Origin of the sequence: Rhodococcus ruber, from assembly GCF_016804345.1 — a bacterium.
Classification (GTDB): domain Bacteria; phylum Actinomycetota; class Actinomycetes; order Mycobacteriales; family Mycobacteriaceae; genus Rhodococcus; species Rhodococcus ruber.
This window is the reverse complement of sequence record NZ_CP044211.1, coordinates 675,740-699,511: the sequence shown is the minus strand read 5'-3', so window position 1 is coordinate 699,511 and position 23,772 is coordinate 675,740. Positions and strand designations below refer to the sequence as shown.

The window sequence follows — 23,772 nt, the reverse complement described above, 5'->3', positions numbered from 1 at the left end:
TCAGCTCCTCGTGGCCTCGATGTCGGCCAGCTTGCGTGTCAGGTCGGCCCCCACCTTCCCGATGTACGGCTCGTCGACCACCTGGAGGTGATCGCCGCCGACACGGATGACCTCCAGATTACGGACCGACTCACCCCAGCCACCGTCGGGCTGCCTGGTCCCGAATGCGGGCTCGAGTTCGATGGCGTCGTCGTGGTAGCGGTCCGCCATGTACAGCACCACGTCGCCGTCGTACGGCTCGAGCTTCGCCGTCTGGATGGCCCGGTTGTCCAGCCACGACGTGCGCTGGTGCTCGATGATGCCGCCGGGGATCCTCGTGCCGCTCATCTTGAGCAGGTCCATGAGGATGCGCACCTGGCCCTCGTCGTCCGTCGCGGCGAGCTTGTCGTACGGCAGCGGAGCGTCGACCCCGTAGGTCTTCTTCGCGAACTGCGCGTACCGCTGCCAGCGGGCGGTGATCTCCTCGGGGGTGTCCTCGACCTTCTGCCCGGCCATCACCGTGTCGATGAGGCCGACGAGCCGCACGTCCTTGCCCTCCGCGCGCAGCAGCCGGGCGACCGCGTAGGCGAGCACACCGCCCAGCGACCAGCCGTACAGCACATACGGACCGTCGCCCTGGATCTCCTTGATCTGCGGGAGGTACTCCTGGGCACGCTGCTCGATCGGGCCCTCGGTGCGTTCGAAGCCGTACATCGGGGTGCCCTCGGGCAACCGGCGCAGGAGCGGCTCGTACACGACGGTGGATCCGCCGGCGGGGTGGAACACGAACACCGGCACGGCGTCCGAGCCCTCGGGCCGCGGGCGCAGCGTACGGACGAGACCGTCGATGCGATCCGCCGATTCGAGGTGCCGGCGCACGCTCTCGGCGAGCTGCTCGATGGTCTCGGCGTCGAGCACGTCGTCCACGGTGATCTCGCCGTTCGCCCGCTCGGTCAGCCGGGCGGCGAGGCGCTCGGCCGTCTCGTCGTCGAGGATCGGCAGGGTGTTGAAGATGCCCTTCGCCGACTGCCCGGTGATCACGGCCCACGTCGCGAACGTGAGCCGCTCGGCGGCGTCGCGCGGCGGCACGTCGGTGCCGGATGCCTCCGCGACCGCCTGCCGGTCGGTGACGTCGGTGGCCTTGTCCGCTTCGGTGCTCGCAGCGGTCTCACCGCTCTTGCCTGCCTCTGCGGCCTCTGCGGCCTCTGCGGCCTCGAGGATCGCCTCCGCCTCGTGCACCACCCCGGTGTCCTCCACCGGCGAGACCGCCGGCAGCTCGAGCGACGCGTCCTCCCGAGCGGCGGTGTCGCGGTCGGCGGCCTGCTGGGCGGCGAGCGCGGCGACCTCCTCGCGGTTCTCCACGGCGTACCGCAGGTACTTCGCGACGTCGCGCAGGCTGGCGTCCTTCACCGCGGCGAGCTGCAGCTGCGGGATGTCGAACTCGTACTCGACGCGGTTCTTGATCCGCACCGCCATGAGCGAGTCCAGCCCCAGCTCGATCAGCGGAATCTCGACGGGCAGATCCTCGGGTGCGTACCCCATCGATTCGGCGACGATCAGCGCCAGCCGATCCTCGAGGGTCTGCGACCCGTTCGGATTCCACTTGTCGCCGAAGCTCTCCACCACCTCGGGCAGCGTCTCGACCGGCCCGGTGGAGCGCTCGGCCGGCGCGGGCGTGGGAGCCGGCAGCGCGTCACCGGAGGCGACGACCGCGTCGAACAGCAACCGGAACTCGCCGTCCGCCGCGTCCCGGCCGTGCACGTGCAGCGACGCGCCACCGAGGTGCCGGGTCAGCGTGGTGGTGAGGGTGCCGGTGGCGGGGACGTCACCGTACGGCACGGACGCGGTGAGGGTGACGTCGGCGAGCACCTGCGACGCGGCGGCGACGGCGAGTTCACCGAGGTCGGTGACCGCGTCGGCGCGCACCTCCCACACGTGCCGGCCGTCGGGCAGCGCGACGTGCGCGCCGGGCACGCGGGCACTGCCGCCGGTCCCGATGCGGGTCTCGAGCCAGAACGGCTTGCGCAGGAACACCGTCCGCGGCAGATCGGCGTACGCGCCGGCCGGGAGCAGGCTGTGCAGGTCCACGGTGTGGCCGTGCACGTACAGCTGAGCGAGGGCGGTGAGCACGCCCAGCGGCTCGTCCTCCTTGCGCTTGAGGGTCTGGATCAGCTGGGTGTCGATGACCCCGGCCGCGTACGCCGTCGCGGCCACGGACATCAGCGCGACCGGATTGGGGGCCAGCTCGACGAAGGTGGTGTGCCCGTCGGTGACGGCCAGCTTGACCGCATTGGTGAAGTAGACGCTGTGCCGCAGACCCTTGGTCCAGTACTCGACCTGGTGGATGCCCTCGTGCCCGGCGCGGTAGTGGGTGTCCTGGTCGACCGACGAGTACACGTCGACCTTCAACCGGCGCGGCTCGATGCCGGCGAGTTCGGCGGCGAGCTCGCCGAGGAGCGGATCCACCTGCGAGGTGTGGCTGGCGCCCTTGGTCTGCAGCACGCGGGCGAGCTTCTCCTCCGACTCCGCCCGCGCGACGATCGCGTTGACCTCGTCCTGCGGGCCGCCGATGACGGTGTGCGTCGGCGCGGCGTAGACGCAGACCTCGAGGTGCGGGTAGTCGGTGAGGACCTGCTCGATCTCCGCGGCACTGTACTCGACGAGCGCCATGAGCCGGATGTCGTCGCCCTCGAGCAGCGCCTCGGCCTCGCCCATCAGGCGCGAGCGCGCGCAGATGACGCGGACGGCGTCCTCGAGCGACAGCCCACCCGAGATGTATGCCGCGGCGGCCTCACCCATGGAGTGGCCGACGACGGCGGACGGCTCGGCGCCGTGGTGACGCAGCAGCTTCGCGAGGGCGACCTGGATGGTGAAGATGCCGACCTGCGAGGTCTCGACGTCGTAGTCCTGGGCGTCGTCGAGGAACTTCTCCTTCATGGAGTAGCCGGCCTCGTCCTCGATCAGCTCGTCGATCTCGTCGACGGCCGCCGCGAACACCGCGTTCTCGAGGTACAGCTGCTTGGCCATCTTGCGGTGCTGCGATCCGAACCCGGACAGCACCCACACCGACCCGTTGGCGGCGGGGGCGTCGGCGGAGAACACGCCCTGGGCGGGCTTTCCGGCGGCGACGGCGCGCAGCCCGGCGATGGCCTCGGCGCGGGTCGTCGCGATCACGACGGCGCGCGAGCGGCCGTGGTTGCGGCGGGAAAGGGTGCGGGCGACGTCGGCGAGCGGCGTGGTGCTGCCCGCCTCCGTCTCGAGCCAGTCGGCGAGGTCGGCGGCGGCCCGGCGACGGCGCGACGGCATCGCCGCGGACACCGCGAGCAGCACCGGGCGCTCGGCGTTCTCGTCCGAGCGAATGTGCCCCTCAGCTCCTTCAGCCGACGGAACGACACCTTCGCTCGGCTCTGCCACGGGCGCCTCGTCCGGCCCGGCCGGCGCCGCTTCGGGGCCGGTGTACTCGCGGACCACGACATGGGCGTTGGTGCCGCCGAAGCCGAACCCGGAGACGCCGGCGATCGCCTTGCCGGTGTAGCGCGGCCACTCGGCGCCCTCGGGGATGACCTTCAGGCGGGCCTGCTCGAACGGGATGTACGGGTTCGGCGCCGTGTAGTTCAGCGTCGCCGGCAGGTGGTTCTCCTGCATCGCGAGGACCACCTTGATCAGGCCCGCCGCGCCGGCGGCCGCCTCGAGGTGGCCGAAGTTGGTCTTCGCCGAGCCCAGCAGCACCGGCTTGTCGGCGTCGCGTCCGCGGCCGACGACACGGCCGAGGGCGTCCGCCTCGATCGGGTCGCCGAGCACGGTTCCGGTGCCGTGGGCCTCGACGTAGTCGACGCCGGACGGCAGGATGCGCGCGTCCCGGTAGGCGCGGCGCAGCACGTCGACCTGGGCCTCGGGGTTCGGCGCCGCCAGCCCGTTGGAGCGGCCGTCCTGGTTGACGGCGGAACCGGCGATGACGGCGAGCACGGTGTCGCCGTCACGCTCGGCGTCCTCGAGCCGCTTGAGCACGACGAGGCCGCCGCCCTCGGCGCGGACCATGCCGTCGGCGTCGGCCGAGAAGGCCTTGATGCGGCCGTCGGGGGCCTGCACGCCGAGCTGGTCGAAGCCGAGGGTCGCGGCGGGCGCGACGAGCATGTTCACGCCGCCGGCCAGCGCCACGTCGGCGTCGCCGTCGCGCAGGGCCCGCACCGCCTGGTGCACGGCCACGAGCGACGACGAGCACGCGGTGTCCAGGGCGACGGACGGTCCGCGGAAGTCGAAGAAGTACGAGACCCGGTTGGCGACGATGGACGTGGCCGTGCCGGTCAGCGCGTACGGATGCGCGGCGGACGGGTCGCTCACCGCGAGGAGCTGGTAGTCGTTGGCGGAGCTGCCGATGAACACGCCGACCGGGCGGCCCTTGAGGTCGCTGGCCGGAATGTGGGCGTGCTCGAGCGCCTCCCAGGTCAGTTCGAGGGCGAGGCGCTGCTGCGGATCGACCATCTCGACCTCGCGCGGCGACATCGCGAAGAACTCGGCGTCGAAGCCCTTGACGTCGTCGAGATACCCGCCGCGGGTGTTGGCCGCGGCGATGGCGGACGAGATCTGCGGGTCGTCGGCGAATTCGGACCACCGTCCCTCGGGGAGGTCGGTGATCCCGTCGCGGCCCTGTGCGAGCAGCTGCCACATCTCGGCGGGGGTGCTCACGTGCCCGGGCAGCCGCGTGGCGAGACCGACGATCGCGATGTCGTGTGCCCGGCCGGCCGGACCGGCGGCGTAGAAGGCGCTGTCGTCCCCCTCCGGGAGCTCGGGCTCGCCCTCGATGATGCGCGTGGCCAGCGACGCGATGGTCGGGTGCTGGTACGCGATCGTCGCGGTGAGGGTGACGCCGAGCAGTTCCTCGATCTCGCCGCTCAGCGCGACGGCGTCGCGGGACGAGAGACCGAACTCCTCCATCGGGCGATCGTCGGAGATCTGTGCCACCGGTTGCCCGGTGGCCTCGGCGATCCAGTTTCGCAGCCATTCGCGCAGCTGCGCGACGGTCATTTCAGTGTCAGCCATCAACCCACCACGCTACCCGGGAAAGAGAACAATGTTTAAACGCTATCGGGGAAGGCCTGCTGCGTGTAACCGCCGCGCAGGGTTCCCTCGATGTACGCGGCCTTGCACGCGCGCCGCGCGATCTTGCCACTCGACGTGCGCGGGATCGACCCGGCCGGAACGAGCAGGACGTCGCGTGCGGTCACACCGTGCCGTGCCGAGATCGCCGCCCGCACGGTGTCCGCAACCGGCTGCGGATCCGCCTTGCCCGCGCCCGGCGCCCGCTCGGCGACGATGACCAGCTGCTCCGAGGCGTCGTCGGGGTCGAACTGCAGGCCCGAGTGCGAGTTCTCGAACACCACCTGCGGCAGCTGGTTGGCCGGCACGGCGAAGGCGGCCACGAAGCCGGGGCGCAGCGCGGAGCTGGCCTCCTGCGCCGAGAACTCCAGGTCCTGCGGGTAGTGGTTACGTCCGTCCACGATGACCAGGTCCTTGACGCGGCCGGTGATGTACAGCTCGCCGTCGACGTACACGCCGTAGTCGCCGGTGCGCAGCCAGTGCGCGTCGGCCGGCGTGCCCTCGGCGTGGCTGCCGACGGTCAGGCGGTCGGCGATCGTGTTGCGGAAGGTCTCCGCGGTCTCCTGAGTGCGTCCCCAGTACCCGATGCCGATGTTCTCGCCGTGCAGCCAGATCTCCCCGACGTGCTCGTCCGGCACCTCGGTGGCGGTCTCGGCGTCGACGATCGCGGCCCACTGGCTGCGCGCGACGTATCCGCAGGAGACCTGCGCGATGGCGTTCGGCGCCTCCTTGTCGACCTTGACGATGCGGCCGGCGCCCAGCTGGTCGCGGTCGACGTAGATGACCTTGGCCTCGTCGGTGTGCCGGGTGGACGAGACGAACAGCGTCGCCTCCGCCATGCCGTACGACGGCTTGATCGCGGTCTTGGGCAGGCCGTACGGCGCGAACGCCTCGTTGAACTTGCGCATCGAGGACGTGGTCACCGGCTCGCTGCCGTTGATCAGGCCGATCACGTTGCTCAGGTCGAGGGTCTCACCCGGCTTCGGCAGTCCTCGCGCGGCCGCGTGCTCGAACGCGAAGTTCGGCGCGGCGGCGAACGTGCCGGCGCCGTCGGAGACGGCGGCGAGTTCCTTGATCCACCGGCCCGGCCGCTGCACGAAGGCGCGCGGGCTCATGATGGTGATGTACTTGCCGCCGATCGCGGGCAGGATGATCGTGAGCAGGCCCATGTCGTGGAACAGCGGCAGCCACGTCACACCGCGCGAACCCTCGTTGAGTTCGATGGAGTCGGCCATCTGGATGCAGTTGGTGAGGACACCGCGGTGGGTGATCTCGACGCCCGCGGGCACGCGGGTCGATCCGGAGGTGTACTGCAGGTAGGCGATGTCGTCGGTGCCGATCCGGGGTCGCGTCCACGAGTCGGCGACGGTGTCGGGGATCGCGTCGACCGCGATGATGCGGGGGCGCTGCGCGGCGGGCAGCGGCCGGAAGAACTGCCGGACCCCGGCCGCGGAGGTGGTGGCGGTGAGGATGGCGCTGGGTGTGCAGTCGCCGAGGACGGCATGCAGCCGGTCGGTGTGGCCGGGCTCGTCGGGATCGAACAGCGGGACGGCGATGGTGCCGGCATAGATGGCCGCAAAGAAGGAGACGACGTAGTCCAGGCCCTGCGGGGCAAGGATCGCGACGCGGTCGCCGGGCTCGGTGACCTGCTGCAGCCGGGCCGCGATCGCGCGCAGACGTACCCCGAACTGCTGCCAGGTCAGCTCGTGGACCTCGCCGTCACGTTCCCGCGAGTAATCGATGTAACGGTACGCAAGATCGTCGCCGTTCTCGGCGAAATGCTGCTCGAGGTGGTCGAGCAGAGTGTTGCCCTCGGGCAACACGATCTGTCCGTTCTCATCGATGAACTCTTCGAACCCGACGCTCATTCCTTCTCCCTGTCGAAGCGATCCCACAACCACTCGACATGGTTGCGCCCCGTCCTTGTCCTCGCGCTAGCGGATCGTCGTACCTGTACAGCTCAACAGCATCCGGCGGTGCATCTCACGAATCTGTCCATCGATCCGAAATCACGATTATGTTACAGATCCGCATCGGTCATTCCCCCGCCAACAGCGGAATCACCGGTGCGAACGCCTCCATCTGGGTGGGGAAGACCCCCACATAGGACATCCCCGTCTTCGCCCGCACGTTACGGATCTGTTCGGCGATCTCCTCGTAGGAACCGATTGCGAGATACGGCGATTCGAGGATCTCGTCCACGGTGAGCCGGACGTCCACCTCGATGTTCGGGGGGAAGCCCTGGTCGAGGGCAGCCAGCGCCATCTCGGCAGTCTGCTCCCGATCATCCGTGACGAGAATCATCGTGATGGTCCAGTTCAGCTCGATGTCATCGAACCGATCCCCCGCTGCGCGACGGATCACGTCCACCCGCTCCACAGTCTTGCCCATCGTGATCCCCGACAGCAACAAACGGCCGTCCCGATTCGTGGGGGTGGCCACCGAGATGATGTCGGCGTACTTCGCCGCCAGCGCGAGCATCTTCGGTCCCCCGCCGCCGACCGCGATGGGCGGACGCGGGCCCTGCCGCGGGCGCGGACTGCCCTTGAGGCCGTCGATGCGGTAGTGCTTGCCCTCGAAGTTGCATTCCCGGCCCCGCAGGAGCACGTCCAGAATCTGCAGGCTCTCCTCGAGCTTCTCGATCCGGACGCCGGGACGTTCGTAGGCGATGCCCGCCTTGTCGAACTCCTCCTTCATCCACCCTGCGCCGATCCCGAGCTCGAGCCGGCCGCCCGAAAGGACGTCGACGGTCGCGGCGTCCTTGGCCAGGATCGCGGGATGCCGGAAGCCGTTCGCGAGGACGGCGGTGCCGAGGCGGATCTTGTCGGTGGCGACGGCGAGCGCACCGAGGGCGGCCATGGGCCCGACCTGGTTACCCAGGTGGTCCGGGATCATGAAGCTGTCGTAGCCGAGCTCCTCCGCCTTGCGCGCCAGCTCGACGAAGCGCCGGGCACCGCCCTCCTCGGCGTTGCCCTCGCCACCCGCGGCGAAACGAAACTTCCGCGTGACAGCCGAGCCGGCGGTGGCGCTCATCGAACCTCTTCTCGTGTGGCGGTGGTCGCGCGTCACGGGCCCGGAAGGATTTCCCGGGTCATGACCGAAGGTCGAGTCTAAGCGCCGACCGACCAGTGAGTGTATCGGGTGGTGATCCCCGACACTACCGACCGGTAACAACGAGGAGAGTTCACTCCTCGCGAGGGGTCGGCGCCTCCTCGATCTTCTCGATCGCCCAGTTCGCCACCCACTGCGTCGCCGTCGTACCCGAATCGTCCACGACGAAGGTGTTGTACAACGCGTGCACGGGGTTGTTCATGTACTCGAGCAACCGCGGCGCGCTGGCGAGCCAGTTGCCGGGATTCAGCGCATTCGGCGGGGCGTCGCAGATCCCGTCCGTCGGTGCACAGATGTCCACCACCTTGTCCTCGAGCTCGCCGAACCCACCCGGTCGCGCGCCGGTCATGGTGATCCCCGGCAACCGCAACCCGTTCAGCGACAGCTCGGCGCCGACGCCCGCGACGGGCGGTCCGATCGTCTCGACCGTCCCCGGGTCGCGACGGCCGTCGGCGATGAGGGCCACTCCGAGCACGCGATCCGCCGGAACGGGCCCGTCACCGGCACCGATGCGCGACGCGACGTCGCCCGCGATGACCGCGCCCTGCGAGAAGCCGGTCAGCACGTAGTTGGTCAGCGGGCACTCGGCGAACCGTCGCTCGAGGATGTCCTCGGTCGCTGCGGTGCCGGCCGTCCGGCTGTTGTTGTACGACTGCTGGCCGTCCGGCGGGAGCGCCACCGGATTCGAGAACTGGGCCACGTACGGAACGGTGTACACATCGGCACGCTGCGCGTCGAAGCGCTCCTGCAGCGGACGCGTGACGTTCAGCATCAGCGAGAGCGGATTGAACGTCGGGTTGTACGGATCGTCCCAGGCGGCCGACTCCCACGTGCCCGGCACCGCCACCACCTGGACGTCGGGGCACGAGGCCGGCTGCGCCTGGGGCTTCTCGGGCCCGAGCGGCCCCGGCGGCCCCGGCACCGGGAGCCGGCCCGCGAGGATGTACCACATCGCGAGCACGGCCGCCAGGACGACCAGGATCCCGAGTACGAGGATTCCCCGCCTCCGGCGTCGTTGCTTCGCTCGGGCCGTCATGGTTGCTGCTCCTAGCAGAAGGTGTCGCGGGCGACGGTGATGTAGACGTCGGCGGTCGTCGCGGCGTCGGCGTCGGAGATCTCCTTGCCGGCGGCCGTGGCCTCGCTGCCCACTGCGGCGGTGACGATCGTCTTGATCTCCTCGGGCGAGCTGCCCTGTGCGGTCGCGGCGCAGATGTAGTTGGCCGTGTTGATGGCGATACTGCCGTCGGCGGCGGGTTCCACGCCCCGCTCGCGCAACCCGTCCAGGAACGCCTGGCCGCGGTCGTCCACCGGCACCTCGGCCGGGCCCGGGAATCCGGGTTCGGTCTCCGGCTGCGCCGGGGGTGCGGTGGCGGCCTCGCCCGGACTGGTGGTGGCCGCGCCCTCGGGAGCGGTCGTCGTCGCCTTGGCGGCGGTGGTCTCGGCGGCGGATGTCGAGGTGGTCGCCGACACGGACGTCGACGGGGTGTTCGTCGCCGTGGAATCGTCGCTTCCGCAGGCGCCCAGGAGGGCGGTGGCGGCGAGCGCCGCGGCGCCGGCGCCCAGGACGCGGGTCAGGCTCGAACGGGTCCGTGCAGGCATGTGGTGGTGTCCTCGCATCCAATCGTCGGAAATGGGCAGTGCCCAGGCTACAGATGCGAACCGGGCGGTGACCGCGACCCGTGCGTCGCGGTCACCGCCCGATCCGGTGGTTGCGGGCCGCCGCGGCGGCACCGGAACTGCGGGTGACGATCCTAGGGGCGGACGGTGGCCACGTTGTCGACCACCGTGACGAATCCGCCCTGGAAGTTCTGCTGGACACCGCCGGGGATGGGGAACTCGTCGCCGATGGGGAAGCCGAGTCGACCGTTCTCGTAGCCGGCGCTCTTCCACGCGTCGAACACGGGCCCGTTGCGAACGGACCAGGCGCCGCTGAGCGGACTCCAGTAGATGTTGCCGCCCTCGAACTCGTTGAACCGGCCGCCGTCCTTGACGGGGATCTCGCTGGTCTTCGGGAATCCGAGCCAGCCGTTCTCGTAGCCGAGTTCGGCGTACTTGCCCATGATCATCCCCTGCACGGCGTGGGCGCCGAGCGGCTCGGTCCAGTAGAGGGCGCCGATCTCGAAGCCCTGCACCACTCCGGGCTTGTTCGGGGTGGCCACCTCGTCGGCCACCGGGTAGCCGAGCGGACCGCCCTCCCAGCCCTGGCGCGCCCACTCGTCACGGATGGCGCCGCGCACGGCGTGCGCCCCGGTCTGCGGGGTCCAGTAGATCGAGCCGTGCTGGAAGTGGTTGAACCGGCCGCGGCCGTCGGGGGTGCCACGTTCCTCGGTGGTCGGGTAGCCGAGCGGACCGGCCGGCCCCCCGGCGGCCTGGTAGGCCCCGCCGACGGCACCCGCCACCGGGCGGGCGCCGCCCTCGGTGGAGGAGAAGATCCGGCCGAAGCGGAAGTCCTGGACGCGCCCGCCCGCGACGGCGTACTCCGGTGTGAGGCAGTCGCCGATCCACGGGGCGGCGGCGTCGCCGATCGCGCCGGATGCGCTGCAGTTCGGCTTCGTGACCTCCACGCCGAGGGCGTTGGCGAGCTGCGGCCACAGCTGGTGCAGCTCGAATTCCCAGTACGGCCACGAATGGGTGCCCGACGGCCGGTAGACCACCTGCGCGGGGATGCCGACCTTGTTCAGTTTGGTGGCGAACGCCTGCGAGGTGAGCCGCGACAGGATCTCGAGGCCCATGCCGGCATAGTTCGTGCTCACGCCCGGGACACCCGACGGCTGGTCGTACGGTCCGGTGCTGCCGCTGCCGCTCGAGACGTACAGGCTCACGCCCTCGAGCTTGTCCGCGAGCAGGTAGGGATCGTGGGCGGCCCACTGCTCGCCGCCGGGGGTACCCCACATGGCCGACGAGTCGAAGCCGCCGGCGTCCTGCATCGCGTACTGGATCGCCTGCGGCATGCCGAGGGTCGTGGTGGTCAGGATGCCGGAGAGCGACCCCGCGAACTTGAAGAAGCCGGGGTTGCGCGCAGGCAGGAACATCGCGGCGGTGCCGCCCATCGACAGGCCGACGACGCCGCGCTCCTTCGTGGTGCGCCAGTTGCCCTCGAGGATCGGGGGAAGTTCCTTGGTGAGGAACGTCTCCCACTGGTAGTTGCGCCCGTTGTTCTGGTCCACCCAGTCGGCGTAGAAGCTGGACTGTCCGCCCACCGGCAGCACGACGTTGACGTTCTTGTCCGCGAAGAAGGCCTCGGCGTCCGTCTCGATCGTCCAGCCGTTCTCGTCGTCGCGGGCGCGCAGGCCGTCGAGCATGTAGACGGCGGGGAACCGCGCTTCCGGTTCGATGTTCCAGTCCCGGGCCAGCAGCAACTGCACCTGGATGGGCGTGCCCATCGCCGGCGAGTTCACCCACAGGGCCACGCGCCGGTCGGTCAGCCAGTCCACCCGCTGCACCGTCACCCCGGACGGGGCCTGCGCGGCGGTGGGCTCGCTGCGGTCCACCGGCACCGCGTACGCGGCACCGACGGCGAGGGTTCCGGCGACGAGCGGGGCGACGAGGGCTGCGGCGACCGCCCCGAGGACCCGCCGGCTCCGTCGTGCGGGCGGCACCGGCTGCCGGGCGCGCACGGTTCGACGTCCGCCAAGCACAGTTCGCATCGGCATCGCTCACTTTCTGCGTTGCTGGGGCGTCGACGGGCGACCGGGCCCCGCGTCTCGAAGACTGTTTCTACACGTGAACGGGCGCCGGGTGGGGGTGCCGCGCTGTGACGGCTGTGGTTTTTGTCAACTATCCGGGAAACGGCGCATGCCGCCCCTCGTCCCTCTCGGGTCGTGGGGCGGCATGCGGACCGTCAGTGTGTGCCGGGTGGTTCGGCGCGATCAGTAGGCGTTCAGTGCCTCGAGGATCTGGGGACGAGCCTTCCACAGCTCCTCTTCCCAGTACTTCCAGGAGTGCGTGCCGCGCGCCGGGAAGTCGAAGCGGGCCTGGATGCCGAGGGTGGCCAGCTTGATCTGGAAGGCACGGGTCTGGGCGAGGGCGAGCGCCTCGAGGCCCATGGCGTTGGCGGTGTTGTAGACACCCACCAGGCCCTGCGGGTTGTCGTGCTGACCGGGCAGGCCGCTGGCCGCCGAGATGTACATCGACAGGCCGGCGAGCTTCGGCGCGAACACGAACGGATCGTTGCGCAGCCAGGCCGGGCTCCACGGCGGGCCCCACATGGAGTCGACGTTGAAGCGGCCGGCGTCGAGCATCGCGACGCGGATGGCCTCACGCATGCCGGGAGCCGACAGGTTCAGGTATCCGGAGAGCGACGACGCGAACTTGAACTGGTCGCGGTGGTAGGCGGCCAGGGTCAGCGCGGCGCTACCGCCCATCGACAGGCCCAGGATGCCGTTGTTGCTGCGGGAGACGCCGCGGGTGGCGAGGTAGTCCGGCAGGTTCTCGGTCAGGAACGTCTCCCACTTGTAGGTGACGTCCTGGCCGTTGAGGTTGCTGGGCGCGTACCAGTCGGTGTAGAAGCTCGACTGGCCGCCGACCGGCATCACCAGGGTGACGTTGTCGTTGGCGAACTGGTCGCGCGCGTTGGTCTCGAAGCTCCACGCGTTCGCGTCGTCCCGGGCGCGCAGGCCGTCGAGCAGGTACAGCGCCGCGTCACCGCCGCGGGCGGCCCACTGGATCTGCACCTTGATCGGGCCCATGTCGGAGTCGACGAAGACTTCCTCGAACCCACCGGCCGGTGCCCGGTGCGAGATCGGGGTGGCGGCTGCGGGAGCGGCGAGCGCGGCGGTGCTTCCGGCGACGCCGGCGGCAACCGGCAGAACGAGGGCTGCGGCGCCCACGCCGAGCACGCGCCTGCGGAGGCGCTGCGACAACCTCGGGACAAAACGCATGAACAATGCTCTCTTTCTCGATCTGCGGCGTCCGCGTGCGCGTCCCCCGTCGGATACCGGCGGCGACGACCGAGCGGGCCGTCACAAGTCACACTGCGGTCAAGACTGTAAAGGACACCGTGGGCTCTGACAAACCCTTGGTAACCCAGGTCGACGAACCGTGTGTCGGCTTCGATATCGGCCCACACTGCCGATGCGTTACTCGTCCGTTATCGGCTGTGATCATACCGAGATAATTCCGGCGGTCTACTCCGGGCCGCCCGGAACGAAACGACGCCGGTGTGATTCGCAGCCCGGACGCCCGCGTTCAGCCCCCGTCACGTGGGGGCGGAAGCTCGAGGCCGCAGCGCTGGATCTCGTATTTCGGCACCCGGTCGAGTCGATAGTCCGCATATTCGAACGAATTGCGAAGATTTCGCTTGAACAGCGGCCAGGTCAATTCCGCGCGGGAGGACGCGAGCAGTTCCTGCGTCTGCGGACACGTCAGCGCCACCTGCGCCTGCGCCACCCAGTCCTCGTCCAGGTAGGCGGGCAGCCACGGGTGCACATCCACCATCCCCGTGTCGGCGACGACCCAGTCGGAGTAGAGCAGCTTGTCGTGCCCGATGCGCCCGTCCTCGAGCCGCTCGGTGTGCGCCGCCAACGGGTATGCGAGCCCCATCTGATCGAGCACCTGCACGTCGAGCCCGACGTTCATGCTGGTCATGCCGAGGTTGAGGAAGTACACGGTGTGGCCGGCACCGCCCGGCGGTACCGGTTCCGGCGGCGGGACGACGTCCCAGGCGTCGAACGACGGTGTCGGCAGCAGCAGGCCGCCGTCGGGGGTGTTCGAGATCGCCTCGACCATCGCCCGCATGCGCGGATAGTCGAGGTAGTCCTCGGCCCGGACGGGATGCAGATGGCCGGTGTTGAGGGCGTAGAACGCCCGCTCGTCGACGATCCCGGAACGGCCCACCACCGCCCCCTCGGGCATTCCGGTGGTGTTCGCCGCGATCGCCGACCACACCACCACACCGAGCCACAACGCGCCTGCCGCACCCGCGACGGCCGTCGTGCGAGTGCGGCCGATCTCGGTGGGAACACGCAACGGAATCACGGCGACGGGAACGAGCAGACAGAACAGCGGCGGTAGCAGCACCCGGCCGTGCATGAAATCACCGCCGACACGAAGGGCGTAGAGCGTGAGCAACACCCCGGCGCCGAGCATGAAGACGACCACGGCGGACGGAGTGCGCAACGCCCGCTGCGCGCGGACCGCGAACGAGGCTTCCGTGTGACGGATTTCACGTTTCGACGCACCCGGTGCGAGCGGTGTCCGGTCGCGCCACGCGAGCGCGGCACCGAGCAGCAGCAACAGCAACGGCAGCCACAACAGGTACGGGCTCACCAGGTTCCCGAGATACTCGAAGCCCTGCGACCACTTCGCGCCGCCCGCATCCTTGGCCACCGCAGTGTTCGGGTAGGGCAGCCCGTAGTAGCCCATCCGCCAGATCTGATAGGCCACCGGCACGGCACCGGCCACCGCCACCATCGCGATCCGCACCCGCCACGTGAGGCCCGCGGCGAGGAAGAGCATGAGCAGGGCCGGAAGCGCGAGAAGTGCCAGTTCGGGACGCACGAGCGGGCCGAGGCCGGCCACGAACGCCGTCGCCAGCACCGACGGCGCCGACGGGGTCCCCGGCGCCGTCGCCCACCGCACGAGCAGCAGCCACAACAGGGCGATCCAGCAGATCACCAGCCCGCTCTCGAGGCCGGAGGTGGCGAAGTCCCGCGCCGGGGGCACCGCGATGTAGACGAACATGCCGGCGGGAACCAGCAGGAAGGTGGCGCCGCCGCCGCCCCGCAGCCGCCACCGGTACAGCCGGCCCGTGCCGAGCATCGCCAGCACCACCGCCGCGGTCGACAGCACGAGCGCCGTGGCCAGGACCACGTACTCGAGCCGCACCCCGGTGAGCCAGCCCATCGCGTACACGAGATACGTCCACAGGGTGGACGTGTTCGCCTCCACGCGGTCGCCGGCGTTGAACACCGGGCCGTTGCCGGCCAGCAGATTGCGCACGGTGCGCAGCACGATGAGGCCGTCGTCGGCGATCCAGCGGCGCTCCCACGCGCCCCAGAACATCAGCAGGGCCGCCAGCGCGACTCCACCGGAGAACACCGCGGTCGGCACCCACGGCCGCATGCCGTCCCGACGGGCCGGCCGGGCCCGGCGGGCCGGGGTGCCGAGATCCTCGTCGAGGTCAGAAGAGGTAGACAGCACCGCCGACCGCCCCGATCCAGGCCACCGCGAGGAGTTGCAGCACCCGGTCCTTCAGGGCGATCTCCTCCGGTTCGCCGGCCTCCCCGCCGTCCACGTCGACCGCGTACCGCAGGATCGCGATCACGAACGGAACCATCGAGATCGCGAACCAGTTGGTGTCGTTGGCCTGGTCGCGTTCGAACGCCCACAGGCCGTAGCAGATGACGACCGCCGTCGCCGACAACGTCCACACGAACCGCAGGTAGGTGCCCGTGTAGTACTCGAGCGACTTGCGGATCTTCGCGCCCGTCCGCTCCGCGAGACGCAGCTCCGCGTACCGCTTGCCCGCCGCCATGAACAGCGAACCGAACGCCATGATCAGCAGGAACCACTGCGACAGGAGGATCTCCGCGGCCACACCACCGGCGATCGCGCGGAGGAGGAACCCGGACGAGACGATGGCGATGTCCAGCACCGGCTGGTGCTTGAGCCCGAAGCAGTAGGCCAGCTGGACGGTGATGTAGACGGCCATCACCACCGCGAGCTGCCAGTTCGCCAGGAACGACAGGCCGATCGAGCCGACCAGCAGCACCACCGCCATGCCGTAGGCCAGGTTCACCGGCAGCACGCCGGCGGCGATCGGCCGGAACCGCTTGGTCGGGTGGGCGCGGTCGGCCTCGACGTCCATCGCGTCGTTGACCAGGTAGATGCCCGAGGCGGCCATGCAGAACACCACGAAGGCCAGGGCGACCGGGATCAGGACGTCCACCTCGGTCGCCGAGCCGGCCGCGAGCGGCGCCGCCAGCACCAGCACGTTCTTCACCCACTGCCGGGGGCGGACCGCCTTGACGATGCCCTCGGCCAGATTTTTCGGAGGTGCCGCGACGGCTACCGGTTCCTCGCTCATCTCTCTCCAAACTTCTTCTCGGCCCGCACGACGGCCGCGGCGGACGCGGCGCCGAGCGCAGCCCCCGCCAGCACGTCCGTCGGATAGTGGACTCCGAGCACGAGGCGGGACAGCAACATCGGCGGGACCAACACCGCCGGTAAGGGTAGCCCGGTCAGCCGGCCGAGCAGCACGGCAGCGGCCGTCGTCGAGGTGGCGTGCGAGGACGGGAAGCTGAGCCGGCTCGGCGTGGACACGTTGACCTGGACGGTGGGGTCCACGGGCCGCGGCCGCCGCACCACCCGCTTGACCACGATGGACGCGGCGTGCGCACCGACGGCGCCGACCGCGACACCGGCCCAGCGGCGCCGGCGCGGGCGGTCGACCAGTGCCCCGACACCGCCGATCACCGCCCAGCCGAAGGCGTGCTCACCGAAGTGCGACAACCCCCGGGCCGCCGCGAGCGCCCCGGGACGCGAACCGACCGTGGACTGCACGGCCTGCAGCACCTGGATCTCGGCCTCGGTGGTCGGCCATTCACGATTCGAAGACACGCTCCCACTCCTCCTTGCTCGTCAGGGCGGGAACCGCGGCCTGGTACTCGTCCTTCAACTCGGGGAACCTGCGGGCAAGCTCCCGGCGCAGCCGCACAGCCTCGGACAACAACGCCTGCGCCTGCCGCGGGTCGCGCTTACGGTAGACGACGCCGCGCCCGTCCGCGGTGGTCACGGTCACACCGTCGACCTGCGAGAGCAGGAACCAGCGGGCGTCGAGGGTGGGCACGTTCAGCTGCGGGCGCTCGTGGTGTTCCGGATGCGCCGGCCGCACGTTGTGCACCAGGCCCTTGGCGAGCCGCACCATCTTGCCGACGGCGCCGCGCGGCTCGCCGACCGCCCCGACCTCGGCACCCGACGGCAGCGGCAGCTCGGTCGACGACGGCAGCACCACGGCGTCGGAGAACCGCCTGCGCAGCGCGTGCACCTCCCCGAGCGCGGTGGGCAGCAGTTCGAACAGACGGTCCGGGCCGGCCAGGAAGTCCTCGATCGCCTTGTTCTGGATCGCCACCGTCGAGTACTCGAGGCACAGCAGGTGCTTGAGCGTGGCCTTGACGGTGTCGAGGACCAGGCCACGTCCGTCGCCCGGCATGTGCAGCGCCGCCACGACGAGACGGTTGCGCAGGTGGAAGTACGCCTGCCAGTCGATGGCGTCGTCCTTGTCGCTCCACGCCATGTGCCAGATCGCGACGCCCGGCATGGTGACGGTCGGGTAACCGGCGGCACGCGCCCGCAGCCCGTACTCGGCGTCGTCCCACTTGATGAACAGCGGCAGCGGCTGACCGATCTCCTCGGCCACCTGCCGCGGGATCATGCACATCCACCAGCCGTTGTAGTCGACGTCGATGCGCCGGTGCAGCAGCTTCGACTGCTCGCGGTCGCGCAGCGGCTTGGTGGAGAAGTCGTGGTCGTACTCGACGTTCGGCGCCGCCGTCCACATGAAGTTCGCCCGGTCGATCACCTCGCCCATCGTGTGCAGGTGGCTGCGTTCCTGGAGGTTGAGCATCTGACCGCCGACGAGCATCGGGCTCTTGGCGAACCGGGACAACGCGAGAGCGCGCAGGATCGAGTCGGGCTCGAGCTCGATGTCGTCGTCCATGAACAGGATGTACGGGCAGTCGGTCGTCTTCAGCGCCTCGTACATGATGCGGCTGTAACCGCCCGAGCCGCCGAGGTTGCCCTGGTCGTGGATGGCGAGCCGGTTGCCGAGCGCGGCCGCCGCCTCGGTGAAGCCGGGCTCGTCCCGAACCTTGCGGGTGCCCTGGTCCGGAATGATCACGGCGTCGACGACGTCGAGGACCAGCGGATCGGAGGCGAGGGCGACGAGGGCCTTCACGCAGTCCGTCGGGCGGTTGAAGGTGGGGATGCCCACGGCCACGGAGGCCTCGCCGGGCGCCTCGACCGGCGCGTACCACCCCGCCGAGCGCAATGTGACGTCGGAGTCGGTGGTGATGTCGAACCAGATCCAGCCGCCGTCCTCGAAGGGGCCGAGGTCGATCTCGAACTCGACCGTCGCGGCGTCGTGCGCGGCGGAGAACTCGCGGCCCTCGACGTGGATGCGGCTCGAGTCGGCCTTCGAGCGGTACACGTCGGCCCGGCCGTGCCCGGTGAGTTCGAGCCGCAGCACCACGGAGGTGAGGGTGCTCCAGCGTCGCCAGTAGCTCGCCGGGAAGGCGTTGAAGTAGGTGCACATCGACACCTCGGACTCGGCGCCGATGTTCAGCGACGTCCGGCCGACGGCGTGGGCGCGCCGCGCGTTGGTGGGCGATTCCTCCAGGTAGAGGGTGCGCACGTCGAGCGGTTCACCCGGACGCGGCAGGATCACCCGCTGCAGCAGCGCCTTGCCGAGCCGCTCGTCCACGGGTGCGTCGGGCTCGACGAGCAGGTGCCGGGCGCTCACGAGGCGTCCCCCGCCAGCGGGGTGCCCGAATCGAAGTACGGCGCGAGGGCGTTGTCGAACATGCTCAGGGCGCTCGCGATGGCCATGTGCATGTCGAGGTACTGGTAGGTGCCGAGCCGGCCGCCGAACAGCACCTTGTTCTCCGTGGCCTCCCGCTTGGCCCGCTCCCGGTAGGCCGTCAGCTTGGCGCGGTCCTCCGGGGTGTTGATCGGGTAGTACGGCTCGTCGTCGTTACCGGCGAAGCGCGAGTACTCGCGCATGATCACGGTCTTGTCGGCGGGGTAGCTGTCCCGCTCGGGGTGGAAGTGCCGGAACTCGTGGATGCGGGTGTAGGGCACGTCGGCGTCGTTGTAGTTCATCACCGGGGTGCCCTGGAAGTCCGCGGTGGGCAGCACCTCGGTCTCGAAGTCGAGGGTGCGCCAGCCGAGCCGGCCCTCGGAGTAGTCGAAGTAGCGGTCGAGCGGGCCGGTGTAGACCACCGGGGCCTCGGGGCTCGCGGCGCGGATCTCGTCGCGCACCTCGAACCAGTCGGTGTCGAGCCGCACCTCGATCTTCTCGTCCTTCGCCATGTTCTCGAGCCACGCGGTGTAGCCGTCGGCGGGCAGGCCCTCGTAGGTGTCGTTGAAGTACCGGTTGTCGAAGGTGTAGCGGACCGGCAACCGGGTGATGTTGCCGGCGGGCAGTTCCTTCGGGTCGGTCTGCCACTGCTTGGCGGTGTAGTCGCGCACGAACGCCTCGTAGAGCGGCCGGCCGATCAGGGAGATGGCCTTCTCCTCGAGGTTCTGCGCCTGTGCGGTGTCGATCTCGGCGGCCTGCTCCCTGATCAGGGCCCGGGCTTCCTCCGGGCTGAAGTACCGGCCGAAGAACTGGGACACCAGCCCCAGCCCCATGGGGAACTGGTAGGCCTGTCCCTTGTGCATCGCGAACACGCGGTGCTGGTAGTTCGTGAAGTCGGTGAACCGGTTCACGTAGTCCCACACCCGCTTGTTGGAGGTGTGGAACAGGTGGGCACCGTACTTGTGGATCTCGATGCCCGTCTCGGGTTCGGGCTCGGAGTAGGCGTTGCCGCCGAGGTGGTGGCGGCGCTCGACGACGAGCACGCGTTTGCCGAGTTGCGTGGCGGCACGCTCGGCGATCGTCAGTCCGAAGAACCCGGAGCCGACGACGATCAGGTCGTACTCACCGGTGGCAGGCTGGGGCGAGGGTGCAGCGGTCACGGAAGACCAGGGTAGGCGACCCGCGCGCCCGTGCGCGTTTCCGGTAGCGGGAGCGACCGGAAACACACACGGGTCAGGCGAGGTGGGCCCGCAGGGCAGACCGGACGAACGTCGCACCGTCCGGGCCGCCGTAGTTCGCGGCGAACCGCTCGTCGGCGACGTACATGTCGGCCAGGCCCAGGACGTAGTCCCGGTTCGGCTGCGCCCCGTACCCGGGGGTGCCGGGGATGCTGCCGAGCCACGCGATGTGGCGACGGGCCAGGTCCTGTCCTTCCGGGCCGGCGGGGTCGAGGCCGGCGGCCGCGGCGGCCGTCCAGTCCGCGCCCAGGCGGGCGGCGACGGTCTTCCAGTCCGCCCGCTCGTCGTCGCTCATGCCCCGCCACCAGCGGTCGCTGCTCTCGTAGGCGTCCTCGCCCCAGCGTTCGATCACCTCGTCGCGGTACTGCGTGTGGTCGAACCCGTCGAACACTTCGTCCGCCATCAGTTCCTCACCTCTCTCTGTTCTGCGGATGGTGGTGCGCACCGACTCGATCTGCCGGGCCAGCCGCCGCTGCTCGTGCTCGAGCAGTTCCAGGTGCACGCGCAGCGCCGCGGTGGCGTCGCGGTGTCCCTCGAGCACCTCCGCGATGGCGGGCAGGCTCAGGCCCAGGTCACGCAGCAGCAGGATGCGCTGCAGCCGGACCAGGGCGTCGGCGTCGTAGAACCGCATGCCGCCCGGGCCGGTGCGGCTGGGCTCGAGCACGCCGACGTCGCCGTAGTGACGCAGCGTGCGGCTGGTGACTCCGGCCGCGCGGGCCAGTTCCTGGATGGACCATTCGCCCTTCATTCGCGGGCCTCTCTCGTCGGGTATCCCCAGGATGCGTCTTGACGCTGCGTCAACGTCAAGCGCGTTCGGGTCCCGTTCGTCCGGATCCCCGCCTACGGTTTCCCTGATGCTCCGGCCGGAAGGAAAGACGGTATGACGCTGATCAGCGGACTGCCCGCCCACCCCCTGCTCGTGCACGGGGTCGTCGTTCTGGTGCCCCTGGTGTCGCTGGGACTGGTCCTGTGCGCGCTGTGGCCGGCCGCGCGGCGACGCCTGCTGTGGCCGGTCGTGGTGCTCGCGGCCGCGGCGCTGGTCCTGACCCCGATCACCGCCGAGACCGGCGAGCAGCTCGCCGGTGTCCTGGGCCCGTCCCCGCTGATCGAGACGCACGAGGAACTCGGCGAGACGATGACCCTCGTCGTCGCGCTGTTGTTCGCCGCGACGATGCTGCTCGCGGGTGCGCACGTGCTGCGCGGCCGCGACGACGGCGGCGGGCGACGAGCCCTGATCGTCGTCGCGGCCGTGCTGGCCGTCGTCGCCGCGGTGGGTGCGACGGTGCAGACCGTCCGGGTCGGCGAGTCCGGCGCCGAGGCCGTGTGGACCGGACGGCTGCCGTAGCGACAGTGCGTCAGACCGCTGCCGGTGCCCCTGTGTCCGGCGCCGCTGTGTCCGGCGCCGCTGCGTCCGGGGCCGCGACCGGGGTGCGTGCCGGTCGCAGCAGCAACAGCGCCACCGCGGCCAGGACGACCACGCCGGCGACGGCGAAGTACAGCTGCGCCGGTGACCAGCCCGCGTCGAGCAGCATGCCCGCGGCGGTGGGGGCGAGGATCGCGCCGGCGCGGCCGACGCCGATGGCCCAGCCGACGCCGGTGCTGCGCACCCGCGGGCCGTAGAGGGACGGGGCGAGGGTGTACAGACCGGCGATGCAGCCGTTGATCAGACCGCCGATCACGATTCCCAGCGCGAACGCGACGGCGAGCACCGAGATCGAGGCGAGGAACACGGCCATGGCCGCAGCCGACAGGCCGGTGAAGGTGATCAGGACGGACCGAGTCGACCACCGGCTGGCCAGGACGCCGAACAGCACGGAGCCGGCCGTGCCGCCGAGGGTGAGCATCATGCCGGCGGTCGCGCTCTGATCCTTGGTCAGGCCGGCCGTCTCGAGCAGCGACGGGGTCCAGGAATTGACGAAGTAGAAGCCGAACATGGTGGTGAAGAACGCCGCCCACAGCAGGAGGGTCGGACGGGCGCGGCTTCCGGTGAAGAGGTCCGCGATGCGACCGGCCCCCGCCCCGGCGTCGCGGCTGGAGCCGTCGAGCGAGTGGATCGGGTCCTGGCCGATACGACGGGCGATCCGGTTGATCGACGCGAGGTCGCCGTCTCGGCCGCGGGCCCCGAGGAACTCGATCGATTCCGGCAGCAGCGCGGCCAGCAGCACCAGCACCGTTCCGGTCAGCACCGCACCGACGACGAACACTGCCCGCCAACCGTATTCGGTCTGCAGGCCCACCGCGGCCAATCCGCCGAGAGTGGCACCGACGCCGTACCCGGCGGTGTAGATGCTGATGGCCAGGCCGCGCCACCGCGCCGAGGAGTATTCGCTGGCGATGACGGTGGTGCAGGCGAGCACTCCGCCGATGCCGAGACCGGTGAGCACACGCCAGGTACCGAGCTGCCATGCCGATCCTGCGGTGGCGGACAGCGCCATTCCGGCGGTGGCGAGTGCGACCGACAGGAGGATGAGCGGCCGGCGGCCGATCCGGTCGGCGACCGGGGCGAGGGTGATCGCGCCCACGGCCATGCCGATCAACCCGGCGCTGAGGAGCACACCGATCGCCGAGCCGCCGAGCGCGAAGTCGGCGCCGATGCTCTTGGCCGTGAAGGCCAGGGCCATGACGTCGTAGCCGTCGAGGATGTTGAGCACCACACACAGGGCGACGATCAGCCACTGGTAGGGGCGCATCGGCGACGTGTCGATGCGAGCACGAAGGTCCATGCCGAATTCCTTTGAGGGAGGGTGTATCCGATGACCAGGCCGTCAGCGGACGGCGAGGGTGACGGTGCCGGGCACGGCGGGAGCGCCGGGACGGCGCACCACCCGCGACACGCAGGCACACAACTTCGTCGCGGCCGCCTTCTGCTCTTCGCTGTAGAAGACGTCACGGTGGTCGACGGCGCCGTCGACTGCGGCGATGCCGACCTGGCACAGACCGCATTCGCCCTTGCGGCAGTCGAACATCATGTCGACGCCGGCGCGTTCGAGTGCGTCGAGCAGGGACTCGTCGGTTCCGACGGTGGTTTCGACGCCGAGGTCGGGAACCTTGACGACGAACTCCTCGGCGTCGAACCAGCCGCTGTTGCCGAAGGTTTCGTACCTGAGGTTCGGCAGGGGCAGCTCGCGGTCCGTCCAGGCGCGACGGACCGCGTCCATCAGCCGGATCGGCCCGCACATGTACAACTCGGTGTGCGCATCGACGCCGTCGACCAGGGTGCCGACGTCGAGGCCGGTGCCTTCGTCGTCGAGGTGCAGTTCGAGCCGGTCTCCGTGGAGCGCGGCCAGTTCGGAGAGGAAGGCCGCCGCCGAGCGGGTGCGGGCGACGTAGACGAGACGGTAGTCGGCGCCGACCCGCTTCAGCGCCGTGCCCATCGCGGAGATCGCCGTGATGCCGATACCACCGGCGAGCAGGACGTAGCGCCGCGCGCCGATCCGCAAGGGGAAGTTCTGCAGCGGTGCGGTGACGTCGAGTTCGTCGCCGGGGCGCAGCGCGTGCATGAATCGCGATCCGCCCCGCGAGGTCGGGGACAGGTGCACACCGAGGGTGACGGTCCGGCCGTCGGCGCCGGCGGAGACGACGGTGCCGGCGGTGCCGGTGGAGACGACGGTGCCGGCGGTGCCGGTGGAGACGACGGTGCCGGCGGTGCCGGTGGAGACGACGGAGTAGGACCGCACCTCGCCGGTGTCGAGGCGCACGTCGACGTGGGATCCCGGTTCCGCTCGGACCGGTGTGTCGAGGGCGAGGACGATCCGGGCGATCGCGTCGGCCGCAGGGTCGGTCGAGACGACACGGCCGCGCTGCCAGGAGGGCTGGTTGAAGGCACTCATC

At 70.2% G+C, this 23,772-nt stretch carries 16 protein-coding genes; 1 reads left to right on the top strand and 15 read right to left on the bottom strand.

The genetic code is table 11. The features are described 5' to 3' along the window. The 13 genes from pks13 to F1734_RS03190 all read right to left on the bottom strand — a co-directional run bounded on the left by pks13 (position 1) and on the right by F1734_RS03190 (position 20,689). The gene (pks13, locus tag F1734_RS03250) at positions 1 to 5,004 is read right to left on the bottom strand and encodes a polyketide synthase Pks13 (protein WP_203011778.1); all 5,004 of its coding nucleotides are present in this window, start codon (positions 5,002 to 5,004) and stop codon (positions 1 to 3) included. Positions 5,005 to 5,054: 50 nt separating this feature from the next. Beyond that, positions 5,055 to 6,944 (bottom strand): long-chain-fatty-acid--AMP ligase FadD32, encoded by a 1,890-nt coding sequence (gene fadD32 / locus F1734_RS03245; protein WP_040270427.1) that lies wholly within the window; start codon positions 6,942 to 6,944, stop codon positions 5,055 to 5,057. 169 nt (positions 6,945 to 7,113) lie between these two features. Continuing rightward, entirely contained in the window at positions 7,114 to 8,109 is a 996-nt protein-coding gene (locus F1734_RS03240) for an LLM class F420-dependent oxidoreductase (RefSeq protein WP_017681177.1), read from the bottom strand. Between the two features lie 151 nt (positions 8,110 to 8,260). Next, positions 8,261 to 9,223, bottom strand: coding sequence for a cutinase family protein (locus F1734_RS03235; RefSeq protein ID WP_040270425.1), 963 nt, complete (start codon positions 9,221 to 9,223; stop codon positions 8,261 to 8,263). Positions 9,224 to 9,234: 11 nt separating this feature from the next. Next, positions 9,235 to 9,786: a DUF732 domain-containing protein gene (locus tag F1734_RS03230; RefSeq protein WP_010596188.1), complete on the bottom strand. Its 552-nt coding sequence runs from the start codon at positions 9,784 to 9,786 to the stop codon at positions 9,235 to 9,237. A 152-nt stretch (positions 9,787 to 9,938) separates the two neighbouring features. Beyond that, positions 9,939 to 11,834, bottom strand: a complete 1,896-nt coding sequence (locus F1734_RS03225; protein WP_274382441.1) for an alpha/beta hydrolase-fold protein — start codon at positions 11,832 to 11,834, stop codon at positions 9,939 to 9,941. A 222-nt stretch (positions 11,835 to 12,056) separates the two neighbouring features. Continuing rightward, on the bottom strand, positions 12,057 to 13,067 hold the full coding sequence (locus F1734_RS03220; RefSeq protein WP_029540191.1) for an alpha/beta hydrolase: 1,011 nt from the start codon (positions 13,065 to 13,067) through the stop codon (positions 12,057 to 12,059). A gap of 307 nt (positions 13,068 to 13,374) precedes the next feature. Continuing rightward, positions 13,375 to 15,249, bottom strand: coding sequence for an arabinofuranosyltransferase AftB family protein (locus tag F1734_RS03215; RefSeq protein ID WP_010596190.1), 1,875 nt, complete (start codon positions 15,247 to 15,249; stop codon positions 13,375 to 13,377). Positions 15,250 to 15,307: 58 nt separating this feature from the next. Beyond that, positions 15,308 to 16,213: a decaprenyl-phosphate phosphoribosyltransferase gene (locus tag F1734_RS03210; RefSeq protein ID WP_010596191.1), complete on the bottom strand. Its 906-nt coding sequence runs from the start codon at positions 16,211 to 16,213 to the stop codon at positions 15,308 to 15,310. Further along, complete coding sequence (locus F1734_RS03205) at positions 16,210 to 16,746, bottom strand: phosphatase PAP2 family protein (RefSeq protein WP_017681171.1); 537 nt, start codon at positions 16,744 to 16,746, stop codon at positions 16,210 to 16,212. Before F1734_RS03205 ends, F1734_RS03210 begins: the two co-directional genes overlap by 4 nt. Next, positions 16,730 to 18,646, bottom strand: a complete 1,917-nt coding sequence (locus F1734_RS03200; protein ID WP_064066435.1) for a glycosyltransferase — start codon at positions 18,644 to 18,646, stop codon at positions 16,730 to 16,732. Before F1734_RS03200 ends, F1734_RS03205 begins: the two co-directional genes overlap by 17 nt. Further along, positions 18,643 to 19,863, bottom strand: a complete 1,221-nt coding sequence (glf, locus tag F1734_RS03195; RefSeq protein ID WP_010596195.1) for a UDP-galactopyranose mutase — start codon at positions 19,861 to 19,863, stop codon at positions 18,643 to 18,645. Before glf ends, F1734_RS03200 begins: the two co-directional genes overlap by 4 nt. A 73-nt stretch (positions 19,864 to 19,936) precedes the next feature. Continuing rightward, positions 19,937 to 20,689, bottom strand: coding sequence for a MerR family transcriptional regulator (locus F1734_RS03190; RefSeq protein WP_064066436.1), 753 nt, complete (start codon positions 20,687 to 20,689; stop codon positions 19,937 to 19,939). A gap of 132 nt (positions 20,690 to 20,821) precedes the next feature. Between F1734_RS03190 and F1734_RS03185 the strand changes: the two genes are divergently transcribed. Then, a complete protein-coding gene (locus tag F1734_RS03185) occupies positions 20,822 to 21,286 on the top strand; it encodes a DUF2231 domain-containing protein (RefSeq protein ID WP_010596197.1) in 465 nt (154 codons plus the stop codon). 10 nt (positions 21,287 to 21,296) lie between these two features. On the opposite strand, the gene F1734_RS03180 is transcribed toward F1734_RS03185, so the two are convergent. Beyond that, on the bottom strand, positions 21,297 to 22,664 hold the full coding sequence (locus tag F1734_RS03180; RefSeq protein ID WP_140188199.1) for an MFS transporter: 1,368 nt from the start codon (positions 22,662 to 22,664) through the stop codon (positions 21,297 to 21,299). 42 nt (positions 22,665 to 22,706) lie between these two features. Then, on the bottom strand, positions 22,707 to 23,771 hold the full coding sequence (locus tag F1734_RS03175; RefSeq protein WP_203011354.1) for a PDR/VanB family oxidoreductase: 1,065 nt from the start codon (positions 23,769 to 23,771) through the stop codon (positions 22,707 to 22,709). Position 23,772: the final 1 nt, after the last annotated feature.

Bases quoted from the DNA above. Each gene is read 5' to 3' on its own strand.
- F1734_RS03235 (WP_040270425.1), bottom strand. From the start codon at position 9,223: ATGACGGCCCGAGCGAAGCAACGACGCCGGAGGCGGGGAATCCTCGTA.
- F1734_RS03210 (WP_010596191.1), bottom strand. From the start codon at position 16,213: ATGAGCGAGGAACCGGTAGCCGTCGCGGCACCTCCGAAAAATCTGGCC.
- F1734_RS03240 (WP_017681177.1), bottom strand. From the start codon at position 8,109: ATGAGCGCCACCGCCGGCTCGGCTGTCACGCGGAAGTTTCGTTTCGCC.
- F1734_RS03225 (WP_274382441.1), bottom strand. From the start codon at position 11,834: ATGCGAACTGTGCTTGGCGGACGTCGAACCGTGCGCGCCCGGCAGCCG.
- F1734_RS03215 (WP_010596190.1), bottom strand. From the start codon at position 15,249: ATGCGGCCGTGGGTGCCGACCGCGGTGTTCTCCGGTGGAGTCGCGCTG.
- F1734_RS03175 (WP_203011354.1), bottom strand. From the start codon at position 23,771: ATGAGTGCCTTCAACCAGCCCTCCTGGCAGCGCGGCCGTGTCGTCTCG.
- F1734_RS03180 (WP_140188199.1), bottom strand. From the start codon at position 22,664: ATGGACCTTCGTGCTCGCATCGACACGTCGCCGATGCGCCCCTACCAG.
- F1734_RS03190 (WP_064066436.1), bottom strand. From the start codon at position 20,689: ATGAAGGGCGAATGGTCCATCCAGGAACTGGCCCGCGCGGCCGGAGTC.
- F1734_RS03230 (WP_010596188.1), bottom strand. From the start codon at position 9,786: ATGCCTGCACGGACCCGTTCGAGCCTGACCCGCGTCCTGGGCGCCGGC.
- F1734_RS03185 (WP_010596197.1), top strand. From the start codon at position 20,822: ATGACGCTGATCAGCGGACTGCCCGCCCACCCCCTGCTCGTGCACGGG.
- fadD32 (WP_040270427.1), bottom strand. From the start codon at position 6,944: ATGAGCGTCGGGTTCGAAGAGTTCATCGATGAGAACGGACAGATCGTG.
- pks13 (WP_203011778.1), bottom strand. From the start codon at position 5,004: ATGACCGTCGCGCAGCTGCGCGAATGGCTGCGAAACTGGATCGCCGAG.
- F1734_RS03220 (WP_029540191.1), bottom strand. From the start codon at position 13,067: ATGCGTTTTGTCCCGAGGTTGTCGCAGCGCCTCCGCAGGCGCGTGCTC.